Annotated in this window: 16 protein-coding genes; 4 read left to right on the top strand and 12 right to left on the bottom strand. The window is 75.6% G+C overall.

Translation table 11 applies throughout. The features are described from left to right. Positions 1-52 precede the first annotated feature (52 nt). The 7 genes from ACIQVD_RS08785 to ACIQVD_RS08755 form a co-directional block, all read right to left on the bottom strand. A complete protein-coding gene (locus tag ACIQVD_RS08785; protein ID WP_402287125.1) occupies positions 53-1006 on the bottom strand; it encodes an aldo/keto reductase in 954 nt (317 codons plus the stop codon). A 77-nt stretch (positions 1007-1083) separates the two neighbouring features. Then, positions 1084-2778, bottom strand: coding sequence for an FAD-dependent monooxygenase (locus ACIQVD_RS08780; protein WP_402287731.1), 1695 nt, complete (start codon positions 2776-2778; stop codon positions 1084-1086). A gap of 186 nt (positions 2779-2964) precedes the next feature. Further along, positions 2965-4356, bottom strand: a complete 1392-nt coding sequence (locus tag ACIQVD_RS08775) for an MFS transporter (protein ID WP_400679902.1) — start codon at positions 4354-4356, stop codon at positions 2965-2967. A 195-nt stretch (positions 4357-4551) separates the two neighbouring features. After that, complete coding sequence (locus ACIQVD_RS08770; RefSeq protein ID WP_402287123.1) at positions 4552-5628, bottom strand: 3-oxoacyl-ACP synthase III family protein; 1077 nt, start codon at positions 5626-5628, stop codon at positions 4552-4554. Between the two features lie 174 nt (positions 5629-5802). Beyond that, positions 5803-6525 (bottom strand): HAD family hydrolase, encoded by a 723-nt coding sequence (locus tag ACIQVD_RS08765; RefSeq protein WP_400678830.1) that lies wholly within the window; start codon positions 6523-6525, stop codon positions 5803-5805. Next, on the bottom strand, positions 6516-7544 hold the full coding sequence (locus ACIQVD_RS08760; protein WP_402287121.1) for an AfsA-related hotdog domain-containing protein: 1029 nt from the start codon (positions 7542-7544) through the stop codon (positions 6516-6518). The genes ACIQVD_RS08765 and ACIQVD_RS08760 overlap by 10 nt, the downstream gene beginning before the upstream one ends. A gap of 548 nt (positions 7545-8092) precedes the next feature. Further along, positions 8093-9031, bottom strand: a complete 939-nt coding sequence (locus ACIQVD_RS08755) for a ketoacyl-ACP synthase III family protein (RefSeq protein WP_233533578.1) — start codon at positions 9029-9031, stop codon at positions 8093-8095. A gap of 328 nt (positions 9032-9359) precedes the next feature. On the opposite strand from ACIQVD_RS08755, the gene ACIQVD_RS08750 reads away from it, so the two are divergent. Further along, entirely contained in the window at positions 9360-9815 is a 456-nt protein-coding gene (locus ACIQVD_RS08750; RefSeq protein ID WP_400678827.1) for a MarR family winged helix-turn-helix transcriptional regulator, read from the top strand. Positions 9816-9923: 108 nt separating this feature from the next. Here ACIQVD_RS08750 and ACIQVD_RS08745 read toward each other — a convergent pair whose 3' ends face one another. Continuing rightward, entirely contained in the window at positions 9924-10556 is a 633-nt protein-coding gene (locus ACIQVD_RS08745; RefSeq protein WP_402287117.1) for a LysE family translocator, read from the bottom strand. Between the two features lie 136 nt (positions 10557-10692). Here ACIQVD_RS08745 and ACIQVD_RS08740 point away from each other — a divergent pair, with 136 nt between their 5' ends. Further along, entirely contained in the window at positions 10693-11148 is a 456-nt protein-coding gene (locus tag ACIQVD_RS08740) for an Lrp/AsnC family transcriptional regulator (RefSeq protein ID WP_400678824.1), read from the top strand. A gap of 48 nt (positions 11149-11196) precedes the next feature. On the opposite strand, the gene ACIQVD_RS08735 is transcribed toward ACIQVD_RS08740, so the two are convergent. After that, positions 11197-11535: an antibiotic biosynthesis monooxygenase family protein gene (locus ACIQVD_RS08735; RefSeq protein ID WP_402287114.1), complete on the bottom strand. Its 339-nt coding sequence runs from the start codon at positions 11533-11535 to the stop codon at positions 11197-11199. 167 nt (positions 11536-11702) lie between these two features. Between ACIQVD_RS08735 and ACIQVD_RS08730 the strand changes: the two genes are divergently transcribed. Next, entirely contained in the window at positions 11703-11960 is a 258-nt protein-coding gene (locus ACIQVD_RS08730) for a Prokaryotic metallothionein (RefSeq protein ID WP_100839697.1), read from the top strand. A gap of 61 nt (positions 11961-12021) precedes the next feature. Here ACIQVD_RS08730 and ACIQVD_RS08725 read toward each other — a convergent pair whose 3' ends face one another. From ACIQVD_RS08725 to ACIQVD_RS08715, 3 genes are all read right to left on the bottom strand, one after another. Beyond that, positions 12022-13224 carry a cytochrome P450 gene (locus ACIQVD_RS08725; protein ID WP_402287112.1) on the bottom strand — a complete coding sequence of 401 codons (1203 nt, stop codon included), beginning with the start codon at positions 13222-13224 and terminating at the stop codon, positions 12022-12024. Positions 13225-13317: 93 nt separating this feature from the next. Then, the gene (locus ACIQVD_RS08720; RefSeq protein WP_402287110.1) at positions 13318-14235 is read right to left on the bottom strand and encodes an EI24 domain-containing protein; all 918 of its coding nucleotides are present in this window, start codon (positions 14233-14235) and stop codon (positions 13318-13320) included. A gap of 112 nt (positions 14236-14347) precedes the next feature. Continuing rightward, positions 14348-15622: an MFS transporter gene (locus ACIQVD_RS08715; RefSeq protein ID WP_402287108.1), complete on the bottom strand. Its 1275-nt coding sequence runs from the start codon at positions 15620-15622 to the stop codon at positions 14348-14350. A 90-nt stretch (positions 15623-15712) separates the two neighbouring features. On the opposite strand from ACIQVD_RS08715, the gene ACIQVD_RS08710 reads away from it, so the two are divergent. Then, complete coding sequence (locus ACIQVD_RS08710; protein ID WP_402287105.1) at positions 15713-16474, top strand: DeoR/GlpR family DNA-binding transcription regulator; 762 nt, start codon at positions 15713-15715, stop codon at positions 16472-16474. Positions 16475-16553: the final 79 nt, after the last annotated feature.

The raw sequence follows: 16553 nt of genomic DNA, 5'->3' as shown, positions 1-16553 counted from the left end.
TCTGCTCCTGGGGAGAGGTGGGACGGGGTGGGGTGGGGCGGACGAAGCCGGGTCAGTAGCGGGGCGCGGCCGGGGCGGGCAGGGTGTCCAGCTCGGCCAGGACGGTGGCGTCCAGGGCGAGTTCGGCCGCGGCGGCGTTCTGCTCCAGGTAGCGCGCGGTCTTGGTGCCGGGGATCGGCACGACGTGCTCGCCCTGGGCGAGCAGCCAGGCCAGCGCCACCTGGGCCGGGGTGGTCTCCAGGCGGGCGGCGACGCCCTCGATCCGCTCCACCAGCGCCTGGTTGGCGTCGATCTCGGTGGGCTGGAAGCGCGGGCTGCCGTGCCGCCAGTCGCCGGCCGGGAGGTCGGCGGAGCTGCGGATCGCGCCGGTCAGGAAGCCGCGGCCGAGCGGCGAGAAGGGCAGCAGGGTGATGCCGTGCGCGGCGGTGTGGGCCAGCACCCCGTTCTCCAGGACGTCCCGGGACCAGAGCGAGAACTCGGACTGCACGGAGGCCACCGGGTGGATGGCGGCGGCCAGTTCGATCTCCGCGACGCTCACCTCGGAGAGGCCGATGGCCCGGGCCTTGCCCGCCTTCACGACCTCGGCCATCGCGCCCCAGGACTCCTCCAGCGGGACGGCCGGGTCGACCCGGTGCAGCTGGTAGAGGTCGACGTGGTCGGTGCCCAGGCGCAGCAGCGAGGCGTCGATGGAGGCCCGGATGTGCTCGGGGCGGCCGTTGCGGTGCATGGTGCGGCTGCCGTCGACGACCAGGCCGACCTTGGTGGCGAGCACCGCGTCCGCGCGCCGCCCGGCCAGCGCGCGGCCGACCAGGTACTCGTTGGTGAACGGGCCGTAGGCGTCGGCGGTGTCGATGAGGTTGACGCCGAGGTCCAGGGCGCGGTGGACGACGGCGATCGAGGCGGCGTCGTCCCGGCCGGGCTCGTCGTACGCCCAGGACATGCCCATGCAGCCGAGGCCGATCCGGCCGACGGCGGGTCCTGCGGTACCGAGGGTGGTGGTGTGCATTGCGGTTCGTCTCCCTGGACGTCGTGCGGAGGTGCGGGGCGGGTGGGGCGGAGCGGGCCGGAGGAGCCGGCGCGGGGTCAGCCGCGGGCGGCGGCGGGCTCCGGGGCGGTGCGGGTGCGCGGGGCCAGGCCGTCGAGGTGCCGGACCAGGTCGGCCAGGCCGCTGCGGGTGGCCGGGGCGACGTACTGGACGTGGCCGTCCGGGCGGAGCGCCACCAGGACGGGGCGGGGGCCGAGCGCGCGGAGCAGGGTGGCGGACGCGGTGTCGTCCACGGTGCGGACCACGGCGGGGCGGCCGACGAGCGCGGCGGCCACCGCGGCGCTGCCCCGGTCACCCGGTCCGGCGGGACCGGACGGGCCGGACGGGCCGGACGGGCCGGACGGGCCGGACGGGCCGGACGGGCGGCGGACCAGGACGGTGAAGCCGTCGCGGTCGAGCGCGGGGTCGGCCGGGGCGGGGGCGGCGGTGGCGGCGGCAGCGGGTCCGCCGGGGGCTTCGGGGGCTTCGAGGGCTTCGGGGGCGAAGACCGGCAGCCGGTCGCCCGGCCGCGGGTGGCCGGGGCGGGCGCGCCGGAGGCCGTCCGCCGCGTAGCTGACGTCGGTCTGGGCCATCATCGGCGCGATCCGGCGGCGCAGCAGGCCGCCCAGGGCCGCGCCGCGCACCAGGGTGTCGCGCAGGACCCGGCGCGGGCCGCCCGCGATCATGCCCCAGCGGGTCTGGGCGGCGGTGACGGCGGCGACCCGGGCGACCGCGGCGTGCCGTTCGCGGTGGTAGCTGTCGAGCACCGCGGCGTCGAGGGTGCCGCGCAGCACGCCGGCCAGCTTCCAGCCGAGGTTGAAGGCGTCCTGGAGGCCGTAGTTCATGCCCTGGCCGCCGGCCGGGCTGATGATGTGCGCGGCGTCGCCGGCCAGGAAGCAGTTGCCGTCGCGGAAGCGGTCGGCGATCCGGCAGCGGACCCGGAACGATCCGGTCCAACGGGGTTCGCCCAGTTCGCCCAGGCCGGGGGCGCGCCGCCGCAGTGCTTCGGCGAACACCCCGGCGGGCGGCGGTTCGGCCGGGTCGCGGTGCGGGATGCTGATGGCGACCCGGAACAGGCCGTCGGGCAGCGGGACGACGCCGAGCGCGCCGTCGGCGGTGTAGCAGTAGTGGAGCGTGTCGCGGGCGGCCGGGCCGTCGATCGGCGCGTCGGCGATGCCGAAGGTGACGTCCACCGTGTCGCCGTCGAAGCCGATGCCCAGCTGCTTGCGCACCGAGCTGTGCGCGCCGTCCGCGCCCACCAGCCAACGGGCGTGCGCCTGCTCCTCGTTGCCGTCGGGGTGGCGCAGCCGCGCGGTGACGCCGCGGGCGTCCTGGCGCAGGTCCTCCAGGACGACGCCGCGCTCGACGGTGCCGCCGAGTTCGGCGAGGCGCTCCAGCAGCAGGCGTTCGGTCTCGTACTGGGGCAGGGTGGCGGCGAACGGGTACGGGGTGTCGGCGATCCGGTCGACCGCGGCCCGGCCGAGCAGCCGGCCCTCGGAGCGGTAGCCGATGCCGGTCAGCCGGTGCCCGGTGGCCGCCAGGCGCTCCGCGACGCCGATGCCGCGCAGCAGTTCGAGGGTGCGGGGCCAGACCAGCACGGCCCGGGACCGGGGAGCCGGGGCGGGCGCGGCGGCGCTGTCCACCAGGCGCACCCGCACGCCGCGCTGCAACAGGTCGCAGCCCAGGGCGACGCCCACCGGGCCGGCGCCGACGATCAACACCTCGCTGCTGCCGACCGGCCGATCGGGCTCCATGGCGCTCAACTCTTCTCCTCCGGTGCGGTGGGTGCGGACGGTGCGGACGTGCGTGACGCGGTCGGACGGTGCGGACTCCGTCGGACGGTGGGGCGGTGGGACGGTGGGGCGGGCGGCACGGGGCGCCGCCCGCCCCCGGGTGACCGGCCGTCAGGGACGGTGCCGACCGGTCGGCGGGTCGGGCCGTCAGGCCGCGGCCGAGAGGTGCCGCTTGCGCAGGAACAGTCCGATCAGCAGGGCGGCGAGCAGCACCACCCCGGCGTCGACGGCGATCGCGGTGCGGACGCCCTCGGCGACCGCGCTCTCGCCGTGGCCAGCGGCGGCGATCCGGCTGGTGGCCAGGGTGCTGATGATCGGGATGCCGATGGTGATGCCGACCTGCTGCGTCATCGAGGTGATGCCGGTGGCGCGGCCCTGGTCGTCGTCGGAGACCCCGAGGGTGCCGGTCACCATGAAGGAGACGATCGACAGCACGTGGCCGAAGCCCCCGACGGTGGTGGCGGCGATCATCAGGGCCAGGCCGGGGCCGTGGTCGGTGCCGATCAGCAGCAGCGCGGCGGTGGAGACGCCCTGGATGACCAGGCCGAGGACCAGCGCGGTGCGGCTGCCGAGGCGGCCGATGATCCGGGCGGTCCGGAGGCCGCCGAAGAAGGCCGCAGTGCCCAGGCCGCTGAACGCCAGGCCGGTGACCAGCGGCGAGTAGTGCAGGGCGTCCTGGAGGTAGAGGGTCATCAGGAACACCACGGAGGACATCATGGTGAAGGTGACCAGGCCGCCGAGGTTGCCCCAGCTGATGGTGGGGCGGGCCAGCAGCCGCACCGGGAGCAGCGGTTCGGCCGTGACCCGCTCGATCGCCCAGAAGGCGACCAGCAGCGCGGCGGCGGCGGCCAGCAGGACGAGGACCCAGGTCTCCGTCCAGCCGTGCTCGCCGGCCCGGGTGATGCCGACGACCAGGGCGACCAGGCCGGTGCAGACGGTGAGCGAGCCGGGCAGGTCGATCGAGACCCGCTGACCGGAGCGGCTCTCGGTCAGCAGCCGGGGCGCGGCGACCAGTACGGCGACGGCGACGACCACGTTGATCAGGAAGGCCCAGCGCCAGTCGAGCAGGCCGGTCAGCACGCCGCCGAGGATGGCGCCCGCGGTGAAGCCGGCCGACATCAGGGCGCCGTTGAGGCCCATCGCCCGCTCGCGGAGCTTGCCCTCGGGGAAGGACGTGGTGATCAGGGCCAGCGCCGAGGGCGTGGTGATGGCGGTGGCCAGGCCCTGCCCGACCCGGGCGACGATCAGTTGGGTGGGCGTCTGGGCGAGGCCGCCGAGCAGCGAGGAGAGGCCGAGCAGCGCCATGCCGCCCAGGAAGAGCCGCTTGCGGCCGAGCAGGTCGCCGACCCGTCCGAAGATCAGGGTGAACCCGGCCGCGGTGAGGGCGAAGGCGGTGACGATCCACTGCAGGCTGCTCAGCGAGAAGTGCAGCGAGGAGCCGATCTCCGGCACCGCGACGTTCAGGATGGAGAAGTCTGCGGCCAGCATGAACTGGGTGGCCAGCAGTACGAGCAGGATCGCCTTCTGACGCTGCGACATCTGCTCGTCACCGGTCTGCACCGGTTCGAGGTCTTGCACGACGGTCACGGTGGACTCCTGGTTTGTCCTTGATTGGCCATAGACGCTTCACGCGGTATCGAGGGTTGAGTCTATAGCGATGGTCGATCAAATATAAAGACCCTGACACATGCCATGGCGTGGACGACCGGGCCGGCCGGTCGGCCGACCGGCCGGTCAGACGGTCAGGACGTGCCGCTCCTGACCGCTCCGGCCGCTGCTCAGCACGGGTGCGGGCGCGTCCACGCCCCAGCGCAGCAGGGTGAGGCCGACGTTCATGCCGCCGCCGAAACCGGCCAGCAGCACCAGTTGGCCCGGGCGCAGCTCGCCCGAGGCGAACACCGCGTCCAGCGTGATCGGCACCGAGGCCGACCCGGTGTTGGCGAACTCCCGCACCGTCAGGCGCAGCGCCGACTCCGGCAGTCCGAGGCTGGGCAGCAGGCTGCGCAGCATCTCGCCGTTCGCCTGGTGCGGGACGAAGTGGTCGATCTGTTCGGGGCTCAGCCCGTTCTCCCGCAGCAGCTCGGCGATCGCCTGGGGCAGCTCGGCGGAGACGAACTCCCGCACCCCGCGCCCGTCCATCCGGAAGAAGTGGCCGCCCTCGCGCACCGTGCTCTCCGAGGGCGGCGTCCGGCTGCCGCCCGCCGGGACGCTGATCAGGCGGTGCGCGTCGCCGTGCCCGCGCAGCACGGTGTGCAGCAGGCCGCGGTCGGCCGCCACCGGGCCGAGCACCACCGCGCCGGCCCCGTCGCCGAACAGGACGGCGGTCCGGCGGTCGGAGTAGTCGAGGATCCGGGAGTAGACGTCGGCGCCGATGACCAGCGCGTGGCCGCCGCCGCGGACCCGCAGCAGGCCCTCCGCCATCGCCAGCGCGTAGACGAAGCCGCTGCACACCGCGTTGACGTCGACGGCCGCGGCCTGCCCGGCGCCGATCAGGTGCTGCACGATGCTGGCGGTGGCGGGCTGGGGGTGGTCGGGGGTGGAGGTGGCCAGGACGATGACGTCGATCCGGTCGGCCGGCAGTCCGGCCGCCGCCAGGGCGCGCGTCGCGGCCAGCGCGGCGAGGTCCGAGGTGGCCTGGTGCGGCGCGGCCCGGCGGCGCGCCACGATGCCGGTGCGGTTCTCGATCCACTCCGGGACGATCCCGGCCGCCGGGGCGATCTCCTCGTTGGGGACGGTGCGTTCGGGCAGGTAGGAACCGGTGCCGAGGATGCCGACGGCGGGGGCCTGGTCGGCCTGGCTGTACGGGGGCATGGGGTGTTCTCCTCCTGTGCTGACTGTGCTGGCGGTGCCGGCTGTGCTGGTGCGTCGTGCCGGGGGCGCTGCGGTGCGGTCCGCCGGCCGCCGCGCACGGCGGTGTGCGCGGCGGCGGACGGGCACCGGGGCTCAGCGCCCTGGGGGTGCGCGGCGGTCGGCGGACGCCGGGGCTCAGTGCCCGGGGGCGGCGTCCAGGAACTGCCAGCCGCGGGTGCGGGCGGCCTCGGCGAGCACCGGGTCCGCGCCGACCACCAGGCCGCGGCCGACGGCCTCCAGCAGCGGCAGGTCGCTGGCGTGGTCGCCGTAGGCGAGGCAGGCGTCCAGGTCGGCGCCGCGCAGCCAGGCCGCCGCGGTGGCGGCCCTCGCCTTGCGGCCGCCGATCATCGGCCCGACCACCTCGCCGGTCAGCTCACCCCGGCGGACGATCGGCCGGGTGCCCAACGCCCCGTCCGCGCCGAGCAGTTCGGCGACCGGGTCGAGGCAGGCGAAGAACGACCCGGAGAGCAGCACCACCGCGGTGCCGCGGGCCCGGTGCGCCCTGAGGTGCGCGACCGGCTCCGCCAGCAGCAGCGACCCGCCGGCCTCCGCCGCGCCCCGCCGGGCGTCCTCGAACCAGGCGCGGCCGGACGCGGCCAGCTCGGCCGCCCGCTCCCCGGCGAACAGCCGGTAGTAGCGGCGGTTGATCTCGTGGCGCGGGGTCCCGGCGGCGGCGTCCGCGTGCAGCTGCCCGACCAACGCGTCGTAGGTCTCCGGCCGTTCGCCCCTGCGCTCCAGGTGGAACCGGAGGAAGGAGAACATGCTCTTGACCGCGATCAGCGTCTCGTCGACGTCGAAGAAGGCCATCGGGGCCGCCACGGCGGCGGGGGCCCCGGCCGGTGCGAGGGTCAGCGGCACGCCAGCTCCAGGTCCACCACGATCCGGCAGTTGGCGACCCCGTCCTGGGTGGCCAGCACCTCGACCGGGATGGGCGCGCCGGACAGCAGCGCCTCCCAGTCGGGCAGCAGCGCCTCCAGGCGCAGCGGCGAGTCCAGCTCCGCGAAGCGCTCGTACCGGGCGTCGACCGCCTGCACCCGGACCTTCCCGGGCGCCAGTCCGATGTGCTCCCGGACGGTGTACAGGGCGAGTTGGCGGGCGCCCTCGATCAGCACCATGCCGGGCAGGTGGTCCTGCGGGTGGTCGAACAGGCTCGGGTGGTCGCCGGCGATCCGCAGCGTCGCCGTCGCGCCCCGGCCGGTGGCCGCCACGTCCAGCAGCACGGCGTTCTCCGGCAGCCGCCGGCCGACGAGCGGCGCGGCCACCGGCTCCCCGGCCATCGCGCCGGTGGCGAAGTCCGCGGTGGAGCCCATCGGTCGGCCCTCCCGGCCGCGCAGCCGCAGCTCCTGGTACTCCCCCGCCGCCTTGAAGCGCAGGCCGACCGTGGCCCGCCCGGCGTCCTGGACCGCGCCGGAGCCGTCGGCCACCGCCAGCGCGAGGACGTAGTCGACGCCGGTGGTGCGGCCGTCGCGCTCCCGGACCCGTTCCGGGTCGAGCCGGAGCAGCAGGGTGGTCGGCCTGGTGCCGCGGGCGAGCAGCTCGGGCCGGGTGATCCGCAGGTCCTGGTGGGTCAGGATGAACTTGTCGGTCCGGGGCACCCCGTGCTGGAGGTGCGAGGCGGCCAGGGCGGCCTGGCGGCAGACCTCCATCAGCAGCACCGGATCGTGACAGGCGGGCGCCAGCGAGTGGTCCCCCCAGTAGGCGTGCGATCTCGGCAGCTGGGCCGAGGCCAGGGTGCCGCCGCGCGGGTCGGGGACCATCGCGGTGACGAAGACCTCGCTGAGCGCACTGCGGTGCACCAGGGCGCGGTCGATGGTGCTGTCGGTCCGCGGCAGGGCCGTGCCGGCCGGCGGCAGCACCGTGGAGATCCGTGTCGACACGGGAGCGGACGCCTCTTGGCGAGATGGAGCGGTGGACGGCATGACTGGGACACCTTCCTTGAAGAGGGATCGAAGAGGGATCACCGAGGGCTCCGGAACGACCGGCCACCGCGTGCCGGGCACGGCGACGACGGGGCTCACCGCGGGGAGTCGCGGGATCGTCCGGCACCGGACCGGGCACGACGGCGTGCCGGACGGCTCCGGTGGGGTCAGGACGTACGGGGGGCGTCCCCTCCGGCGTGCCGCACTGCACGCGGGGTCCACGAGGACGCGAGGAGGGGAGCGAAGGGGTCGGCTCGGTGGCCGACGGCTCGGCCCGGGCGAGCGGCGTCGCTGCCGCACCGGGAGGAGGAGGGGACCTGGCTGTGCTGCGGACCCGGCCCGTCGGGAATCGGACGGGAGCGCCGGAGACCGGACGCGGGGTCGGGAGAACGGGTCAGGGGGACGGGTCGGGAGGTCTGATCGGGGCGCTGTGCCCGGACGCTGGATCGGAACGCGGGGTCGGGACGCCGGCTCGGGACGCCGGGCCGGGTCGGGACGTCGGGGTGTCAGAGGGCCTGGACGACCAGGGCGGTCCAGGTGAAGCCCGCACCGGCGGAGATGACCAGCAGGTGGCCGCCGGGTGGAACGAGGCCCCGGGCGTCGGCCTCCGCCAGCGAGGCGGCGGCGTCACCGGCGCCGAGGTGGCCGGTGTCCGGGCCGAAGTCCAGCACCTCGCCCTCGACCAGCCCCGCCAGGGCGGGTAGGTACGCGCTCTCCAGGACCGAGCGGCCCAGGCGCGGCAGGGCCACCGGCAGGGTGGCGTTCGGGCCCAGCCGGGCCTGCTCCAGCGCGCCGGTCACCGCACGGCGCAGCGAGCGGTCGACCGTCTCTGCGAACACCTCCTTGCCCGCCCGGACCAGGAACGCCTTCTTGGTGCGCCGCACGTCCAGCGCCGCACCGTGCTGCCGCGGGGCCGCGGAGAAGGCGTCGTCCCCCCGGTGCATCAGCTCCAGTTCGGGCGCGGCGACGGTCGCCAGGCCCGCGACCCGGTAGCGGGCGTGCTCCCGGGTGAGCAGCAGGGCGGTGCCTCCGTCGCCGTACGCCACACCGTAGTCGGCGCGCCAGCGCTCGAACCCGGGAGCGGGGAAGCTGTCCGCCGTGGTCACCAGGGCGGCTTCCACCCCGGGGTCGGCCGCCATCCGGTCGAGCGCGATCCGCAGGGCGGCCGCGCCGCCGTTGCACATCTGCTGCACGCCGACCGGCTCGGCGTTGCGCGCCCCCAGCGAGGAGGCCACGTAGTGCGCCGGGGACCAGAAGTCGTGGCCCTGGTGGTGGATCCAGGCGTGCGCGACCAGGCCCAGCCGGTCGGCCGTCAGCCCCGCGCGCTCCAGCGCCGTCCGCCCCGCCTCGACGGCGAGGTCCGGTGCCGCGCGCCGGTCGTCCACCGGCAGCCGGCGGTAGCCGTCCCGCCGCACCTCGTCGGCGTCGGCCCGACCGGCCAGCACGGCGGCGGCCGATGTGTCGTGCCGGGGTGGGAGATGCAGAACAGCAGAACGTATTCCGCTTCTGCTCTCACCACCGCCTTTTACCTCCCGGAAATACATGGCTACCCCCCGTGTGACCTGCCGCCACTCTCCGGCGGCGACTGAAAGCTATCATGACCTTGATTCAAGTGTCATTAGATTTTTTCTCCCCTGACCCTGACACAAGACAAGGTCAGGAGCTTCACCCGACGCATCCGAACCGGTAGCCTGGAGCAACCAATGGGCCGCCGACGTCCGAACCGTGCACGGATGTCCGAACTGCGCACCGGGGTCCCACCAAGGAGGAAAGATGCCGACGACGGAGTCGGAGCTGCCGTTCGACCAGCGGCTCGGCAGTCTCATCAAGCAGGCCGAGCAGGCCCTGATCGCCGAGAAGAACCGGGTGCTGCGCCCCTTCGGCCTGACGGTCCCCCAGTACTCGGCCCTGCTCCTCCTGGCGGAGAACCCGAACATCTCGGGCGCCCGGCTGGCCCGCATCTGCGGCGTGACCGCGCAGGCCATGAACGGGGTCATCTCGCTGCTCGACCAGCGCAAGCTGATCAGCCGGACGAACTCGCCCGACCACGCCAAGGTCCTCCTGCTCCGCCTCACCCGGGCCGGCACGGCCCTGCTCCGCAAGGCGGACCGCGAAGCCGTGGCCGTGGAGCGCCGCCTGATGGACTCCTTCGACGACCATGACCTGGCCTCCTTCCGCAAGCAGCTCGCCATCGCCATCGAGGTCCTGTCGGAGCACGCCGACTCCTGAGCCCGCCGACTCCCGAGTCCGCCCCGGCCCCCGATCTCCGCTCCGGCTCCACTCCGAGCGCGCCTCAAGGCAGTTGACGCCCCGTCACCCCGACTGGGGGGCGCGGGTTCAGGCGGTCGCCGTCACGCCCGCCACGGCCAGCAGCAGCACCGCCGAGACCGCGGACAGGCGCCGCGCCGCCACCGGGGTGGCGCCGAACCGGCCACCGAGGCGGGCGGTGGCCAGGGCGACCGCCGAGTAGACGGCCGCACAGCACAGGACGTTGACCGCGCCGAGCGCCGCGACCTGCCCGCCGACCGGCAGCGCGCCGTCCGGGGTGACGAACTGCGGGACCAGCGACAGGTAGAGCAGCAGGCCCTTCGGGTTGAGCAGCGCGGTCAGCAGCGACTGCCGCAGCACCGTCCGGGCCGGCTGCGGACCGGCCGCGGCCAGGGCCCGGGCGCCGCCGCCGTCCCGGCGCAGGGCCAGCAGCATCCCGGCGGCGAGGAGCACCAGGTAGCCGGCCCCCGCCAGGCGCAGGGCGGGCAGCAGCGCGGGGACGGCCCGCAGCGCGGCGGCCAGCCCGGCGGCGGAGAGCAGGGTGTGCACGGCGTAGCCCGCGCAGACGCCGGTGACGGCGGTGAGCGCGGCGCGGCGGCCCTGGCCGAGGCCGCGGGCGGCGATGTACAGCCAGTCGGGGCCGGGCGTGCAGACCAGCAGCACGTCGACGCCGAGGAAGAGCAGCAAGGCGTGCGGGTCCATGGGCACCTTCGGGAGAGCGTTCGGGGGGGGCCACCGGGAGGGGAAAATCTCAGCACCCGGACGCTAGCCGTCCACCGTTGGCAGCCGATGTCCCGTTTTCGCTGGTCACCGCCCTGCTCTGGCAGAATGTTGCGCCATGGACCGCCTCGACCGCAGAATCCTCCACGAGCTCCAGCAGGACGGCCGGATCAGCAATGCCGACCTGGCCGACCGGGTCGGCCTGACCCCGTCCCCGTGCCTGCGCCGGGTGCGTCACCTGGAGCAGCAGGGCGTGATCCGCGGCTACCGCGCCCGGCTCGACCCGACCGCCGTCGGACGCGGCTTCCAGCCCTTCGTCACGGTGGTGATGCGGCACGAGGACCGGGCCACCGTCGCCGAGTTCGAGCGCCGGGTAGCCGAGCTGCCGGAGGTGGTCGAGGCGCACCGCCTGTTCGGCGACCCGGACTACCTGCTGCGGGTCGCGGTGGCCGACCTCGCCGCGTACGAGCGTTTCGTCACCGACGTGCTCTCCGGGCTGCCGGGCATCGCGCAGGTGCACTCGCACCTGACGATGAAGCAGGTGAAGGCCGATACCGGCATCCCCGTGGCCTGAGCCCCCGGCCGGTCCCCCCCTCGCACCGGCGCGCCGCCTCCGCGCCGCTCAGGCCGCGGCCGCGGACTCCCCGGAGGCCTGCTCGATCCGGCGCAGCGAGTGGAAGTGCACCACCGTCGGCGGGTGCTCCAGCTCGCGCAGTTCGCCCTCCGACCAGACCGGCCGGATCCGCCACATCGGCCCGGCGTACGCCCGCAGCGCCTCCTCGTCCCGCCAGCGGGTGATCATCTGCACCCGGTGGTCCCCGTCGGCGCAGGCCCGCAGCAGTTCGCCGCCGAGGAAGCCGTCCCACCGGCCGAGGCCGGGCAGCACGGTCGAGGCGAGCCTGGCGCAGAAGTCCTCGGCCCGGTGCGGGGCGACCTGCGCCTCCCAGATTCGGATGATCATCTCGGCCTCCTCGGCTGGACCCCGGACCCTGCTGCCCATTATCGGACGGACCCCGCCGTTTCGTTCCGGTTCCTCCGGTTTTCTCCGTTCGGACCGCCGCCGATTGCCGCCCGCCCGCCCCGGGCCAAGACTCGGCGGTGGACCCGTACGACGAGAGGAGCCCCGACATGGCGATCTGCGTGGTGTGCCAGAACGACTACTGGCTGTCCTTCGAGATCAAGACGATCACCGGCGACACCTACGTCTTCGACAGCTTCGAATGCGCGATGGAGAAGCTCGCCCCCCGCTGCGAACAGTGCACCGTCCGCATCGTCGGCCACGGCGTCGAAGTCGCCGGCCGCTTCTTCTGCGGCGCCCACTGCGCCCGCGCCAACAGCGTCCTGGGCGCCGAGGTCCGCGACGCGGTGGGCAGCCGCCCGTCCTGACCCCGCCGCCCGAGACCCCCGGGGCGGCCACCGCGCACGGCGGTGGCCGCCCCGCCGTCGTTCAGAAGGTGAACCCCAGCGAGCGGACCCGCGAGCCGGTCGCGGACGGGACGGTGTCGGGGGCGGTGGTGGCGCGGATCTCCGGGAGGCGGGTGAGCAGTTCGCGGAGCAGGGCGCGCAGTTGGTGGCGGGCCAGGTGGGCGCCGAGGCAGAAGTGCGGGCCGCCGCCGCCGAAGGCGAGGTGGGGGTTGGGCGAGCGGGTGATGTCGAAGGCGTCGGGGGCGGGGAAGACCGACTCGTCGCGGTTGGCGGAGCCGTAGCAGAGGAGCACCCCGTCGCCCGCGGCCAGCCGGAGGCCGGCGAGGCGGTGGTCGACGGCGACGGCGCGGCGCAGCCGGTCGACCGGGATGGCGCAGCGCAGGATCTCCTCGACCGCGCCGCCCAGGTGGGCGTCGAGGTCGCCGAGCAGCAGGGCCCGCTGGGCGGGGTGGACGGTCAGCAGGTGCAGGCCGCGGGCGAGCGCGTCGCGGGTGGCCCGGACGCCGAGGTCCAGCAGCAGCGTACAGAACGCGGCGAGTTCGCGGACGTCCAGCCCGCGGCCGTCCGGGCCGGGGGCGACCAGGGCGGAGATCAGGTCGTCGGCCGGTCGGCGGCGGCGTTCGCGAGCCGGGGCGGCCACCGCCCGCCGGACCGCCAGCCGGAGCGCCAGCCCGGCCCGGGCGGCGGCGGCGTCGCGGTCCGACCGGCCCGCGGCCCGGCGCAGGCGCTCCGGAGGGAGGCCCAGCATCGAGCAGAGCACCCGGTACGGGAGTTCGGCCGCGACGGCGGCGACGAAGTCGGTCGGGCGCTCCCGCTCCAGCCGGTCGACCAGCTCGGCGGCGGTGGCCCGGACGTCCTGCTCGACCGCGGCCAGCAGCCGGGGCGTGAACGCCCGGCCGACCGTCCGGCGCAGGTCGGCGTGCCGGGGGTCGTCCAGGTCGAGCAGCGAGTCGCCGAACAGCGCCCGCACCCACCGGCCCGGCTCCGGCCCACCGGCCCCCGGCCCGGACAGGTACACCTCCGGCGCGCGGCCGGCCGCCGTCACCTCGGCGTGCCGGACCAGCGCCCAGCAGCGCCGCCCCGTCGCCCGGTCGGTGAACCCGACCGGGCCGGGACGCTCGCGCAGCCGGGCGAACGCCGCGGCCCGGGCCTCCTCGGGGAGCCGCCAGAACGCGGGGTCGCCGAGATCGATGCCGCGCGGGGCGGCGTGCACGGTTACGGCCATGGGGACGTTATCGCGCAATCGGTGACGCTGAGTCAAGTCACCGTGACGCGTGGCGACCGCCCCGACCGCCCCGGCCGGCCAGGCCGCTCGCCGTCAGGCCCGCGGGTCGGCGCGGTAGGGGTCGGCGGCGTACGGGTCGGCGGCGTAGGGGTTGGCGTACGGCCCCCGGCCCGGCCGCGGCAGCTCGCCGCCGCCGTCCTCCGCGTCCGCGCCGGTGTCCGCGTCCGCGCCGGTGTCCGCGTCCGCGTCCTCCGGCCGCCGCGCCCCCTCGGGCTCGTACGGGGAGAGCTCCCGGGCCAGCAGCGTCGCGCCCGCCACCCCGCCCGGCATCGCCAGCACCGTCACCACCGGGATCAGGAACAGCAGCGCCAGGCCCGCGCCGAAGCCGAGCGTCATCGGCAGCCGGGAGCGCAGCAGCCGCAGCCGCTGCTTCTGCGACAGGCCGCGCTTCTGCAGCGGGGTGCCCGTCAGCTCGACGGCCAGGTAGAAGCCGGACACGCACAGCGCCACCACCGGGACGACGGTCTGCCCCAGCACCGGGATGAACCCGCACAGGAACAGCACGATCCCGAACGCCGCCGCCCGCAGCAGTACCGCGAGGCTGTCCCGCGCCGCGACCCAGAGCTGGCGCCACAGCGGAACGTCCGGCTCCGGCGGGCCGCCGCCCTCGGTCTCCTCGACCTTCGCCGACAGCGACTCGTAGAACGGCTCGCCGATCAGCAGCGCCGCCGCCGTGAAGGTCAGCATCGACAGCAGCCCGCCCGCGACGACCGCCAGCACGGCGACGACCGTCCGCACGGCGTCGCGCAACGGCTCGCTCCAGCCGTCCGCGAACGGCGTCGCCCAGGCGGCCAGGTCGCCCGCGTAGACGATCAGCACCGCCAGTGCCACCACGTACCCGACCAGGGCGATCAGCGCCGGGATCATCCCGAAGCCCCACCACCGCCCGTGCCGCGCCACCCACCGCTGCCCGCTGAACAGGAACCGCAGTCCCGCCCCGAAATCTCGCATCCCCGCACCCTAAAGGAACCGTCGACTCCGGCGGGCGCCCACCCGCCCCTGACGGGCCGTCGGCGCCGGGCGCGCAGACCCGTGCGGCCCCGGCCCGGGCCGCACGGGTGGTCTAGTGGGGGCCGCCCGCCGGGCCGCCCGCCGGGGCGGACGCGCGGGTCTGCGCGGCGGGGGCGGTGGCGGGCCCGGCGGGGCGCAGGACGGCCGCGGCCGCGGCGGTGACGGCGCACAGCAGGGTGAGCAGCAGGAAGGCGTGGTTGAGGGCGGTCAGGTGGGTGAGCCAGCCGATGACGGCGGGGCCGGCCAGCATGCCGAGGTAGCCGAGCCCGGCGACCCGCGAGACGTTGGCGCCCGCGGCGGCCGGGTCGGCGTGCCCGGCGGCGCTGAACAGTTGCGGGACGCACCCGGACAGGCCCAGGCCGAACAGCGCCCAGCCGAGGAACGCCGCCCACACCCAGGGCGTCAGGGCGGCGACGGTGATGCCGACGGCGGCGGTGGCCGCGCCGTACCGCAGGACGGCCGCCGCCCCGTACCGGGCCGAGACCCGGTCGGCGAGCAGGCGCCCGGTGGTCATCGCGGCGGCGTAGGTGCCGTAGGCGAACGCGGCGGTGCTCGCGGGCGCGCCGAGCACGTCCTTGAGGTGCAGGGCGCTCCAGTCGTTGGCCGCGCCCTCGCTCAGCATCACCATCAGCGCCAGCACCGCGAGGACCCGGATCCGACGGCGGACGCCGCTGTCGGCGGACGACCCGACCGGCACGGCCGGCGCGGCCGGTGTCTCGGACGACCCGCCCGGTGCCTCGGGCGCGGGCCCGTCCCCGGTCGGCGCCGCGCCGCCGGGCAGCAGGCTGCGGGCGGTCAGCAGGGCGGTGGCGGCACCGGCCGCGCCGAGGAGGGCGAGGGTGGCGGCCGGGCCGAGCCCGGCGGCGGCGGACGCGGCGGCGGCCCCGGCCGCGATCACGCCGCCGACCGAGAAGGTGGCGTGGAAGCCGGACATGACGGGACGCCCGTACGCCTGCTCCACGTGCACGGCGTGGGCGTTCATGCTCACGTCCAGGCAGCCGTTGGCGAAGCCGAAGACCAGCAGCGCCCCGGCCAGCGTCCACGGGTCCGGGGCCAGGGCGGGCAGCACCAGCGACGCGGCGCACAGGACGCCGGAGGCCGGGACGACGGCCCGGGCGCCGAGGCGGTCGGTGAGCGGCCCGGCCGCCCGCATGCCGCCGAAGGCGCCGAGGCCCAGCAGCACCAGCAGGCCGCCGAGCGCGGCGTGGCCGATGCCGACCCGGGTCTCGATCGCGGGGATGTGCACGACCCACGCGCCCATCAGGGTGCCGCACAGGACGAAGTAGACGTAGGTCGCCACGCGAGCGGCCCGGAGCGAGCGTTCCATGCGGACGACCATAACGAACATCCTCGATGTTCGAAAGTGGCGTTATCGAACAGATTGCCTGTGCGTTGTGCGGTGCGGTTCAATCTCGGTATGAACAACGCGGAGCGGCACGCCCTGATCGCCCAGACCGTCCGGGACGCGGGCAGCGCCACCGTCCCGGAACTCGCCGAGCTGACCGGCGCCTCCGAGATGACCATCCGGCGCGACCTGGACGCCCTCTCCGCGCAGGGCGTCCTGGAACGCTTCCGCGGCGGGGCCCGCACCCTGCTGCTGCGCGGCGAGGAACCCCCGTTCGCGCTGCGCGCCCGCGCGGCAGTCGACGCCAAGCGCCGGATCGCCGCCGGGATCTCCGCCCTCATCGCCGACGGCGAGACCGTCGTCCTCGACAGCGGCACCACCTGCCTGGAACTCGCCCGCCTGCTGCGCGAACGCCCCGTCACCGTGATGCCGCTCTCGCTGCCCGCCGTCCACGTCTTCGGCGACACCCCCGGCCCGGCCACCCTGATCGTCCCCGGCGGACAACCCCGCGCCACCGAGGGCGCCCTGACCGGCCCGCTGACCCTCGCCTCGCTCTCCGCCCTGCGCTTCGACACCGCCGTCCTCGGCTGCTGCGCCCTCAGCGCCGCCGACGGCCTGACCTCCTACGACCTCGACGACGCCACCGTGAAGAGGGCCGCCACCGCCGCCGCCCGCCGCACCCTCGCCGCCGCCGACGGCGGCAAACTCGGCCGCACCGCCTTCGCCCGCGCCGTCCCCACCGACCACCTGCACACCCTGGTCACCGACCCCACCGCCCCGCCCGCCGAACTCGCCGCCCTCGAAGCCGCCGGCGTCGCCGTCACCGTCGTCTGACCCCGCCCGGCGTGGCGGACCGCCCCGCACCGGGTACCCGGAGAAGGTGGACGCCGAAGAGCGGCGGGACGGACGACGG

The organism is Kitasatospora sp. NPDC090308 (assembly GCF_044769485.1).
In the GTDB taxonomy this organism is placed as follows: Bacteria; Actinomycetota; Actinomycetes; order Streptomycetales; family Streptomycetaceae; genus Kitasatospora; species Kitasatospora fiedleri.
This window is presented reverse-complemented; position numbering and strand designations above follow the sequence as displayed.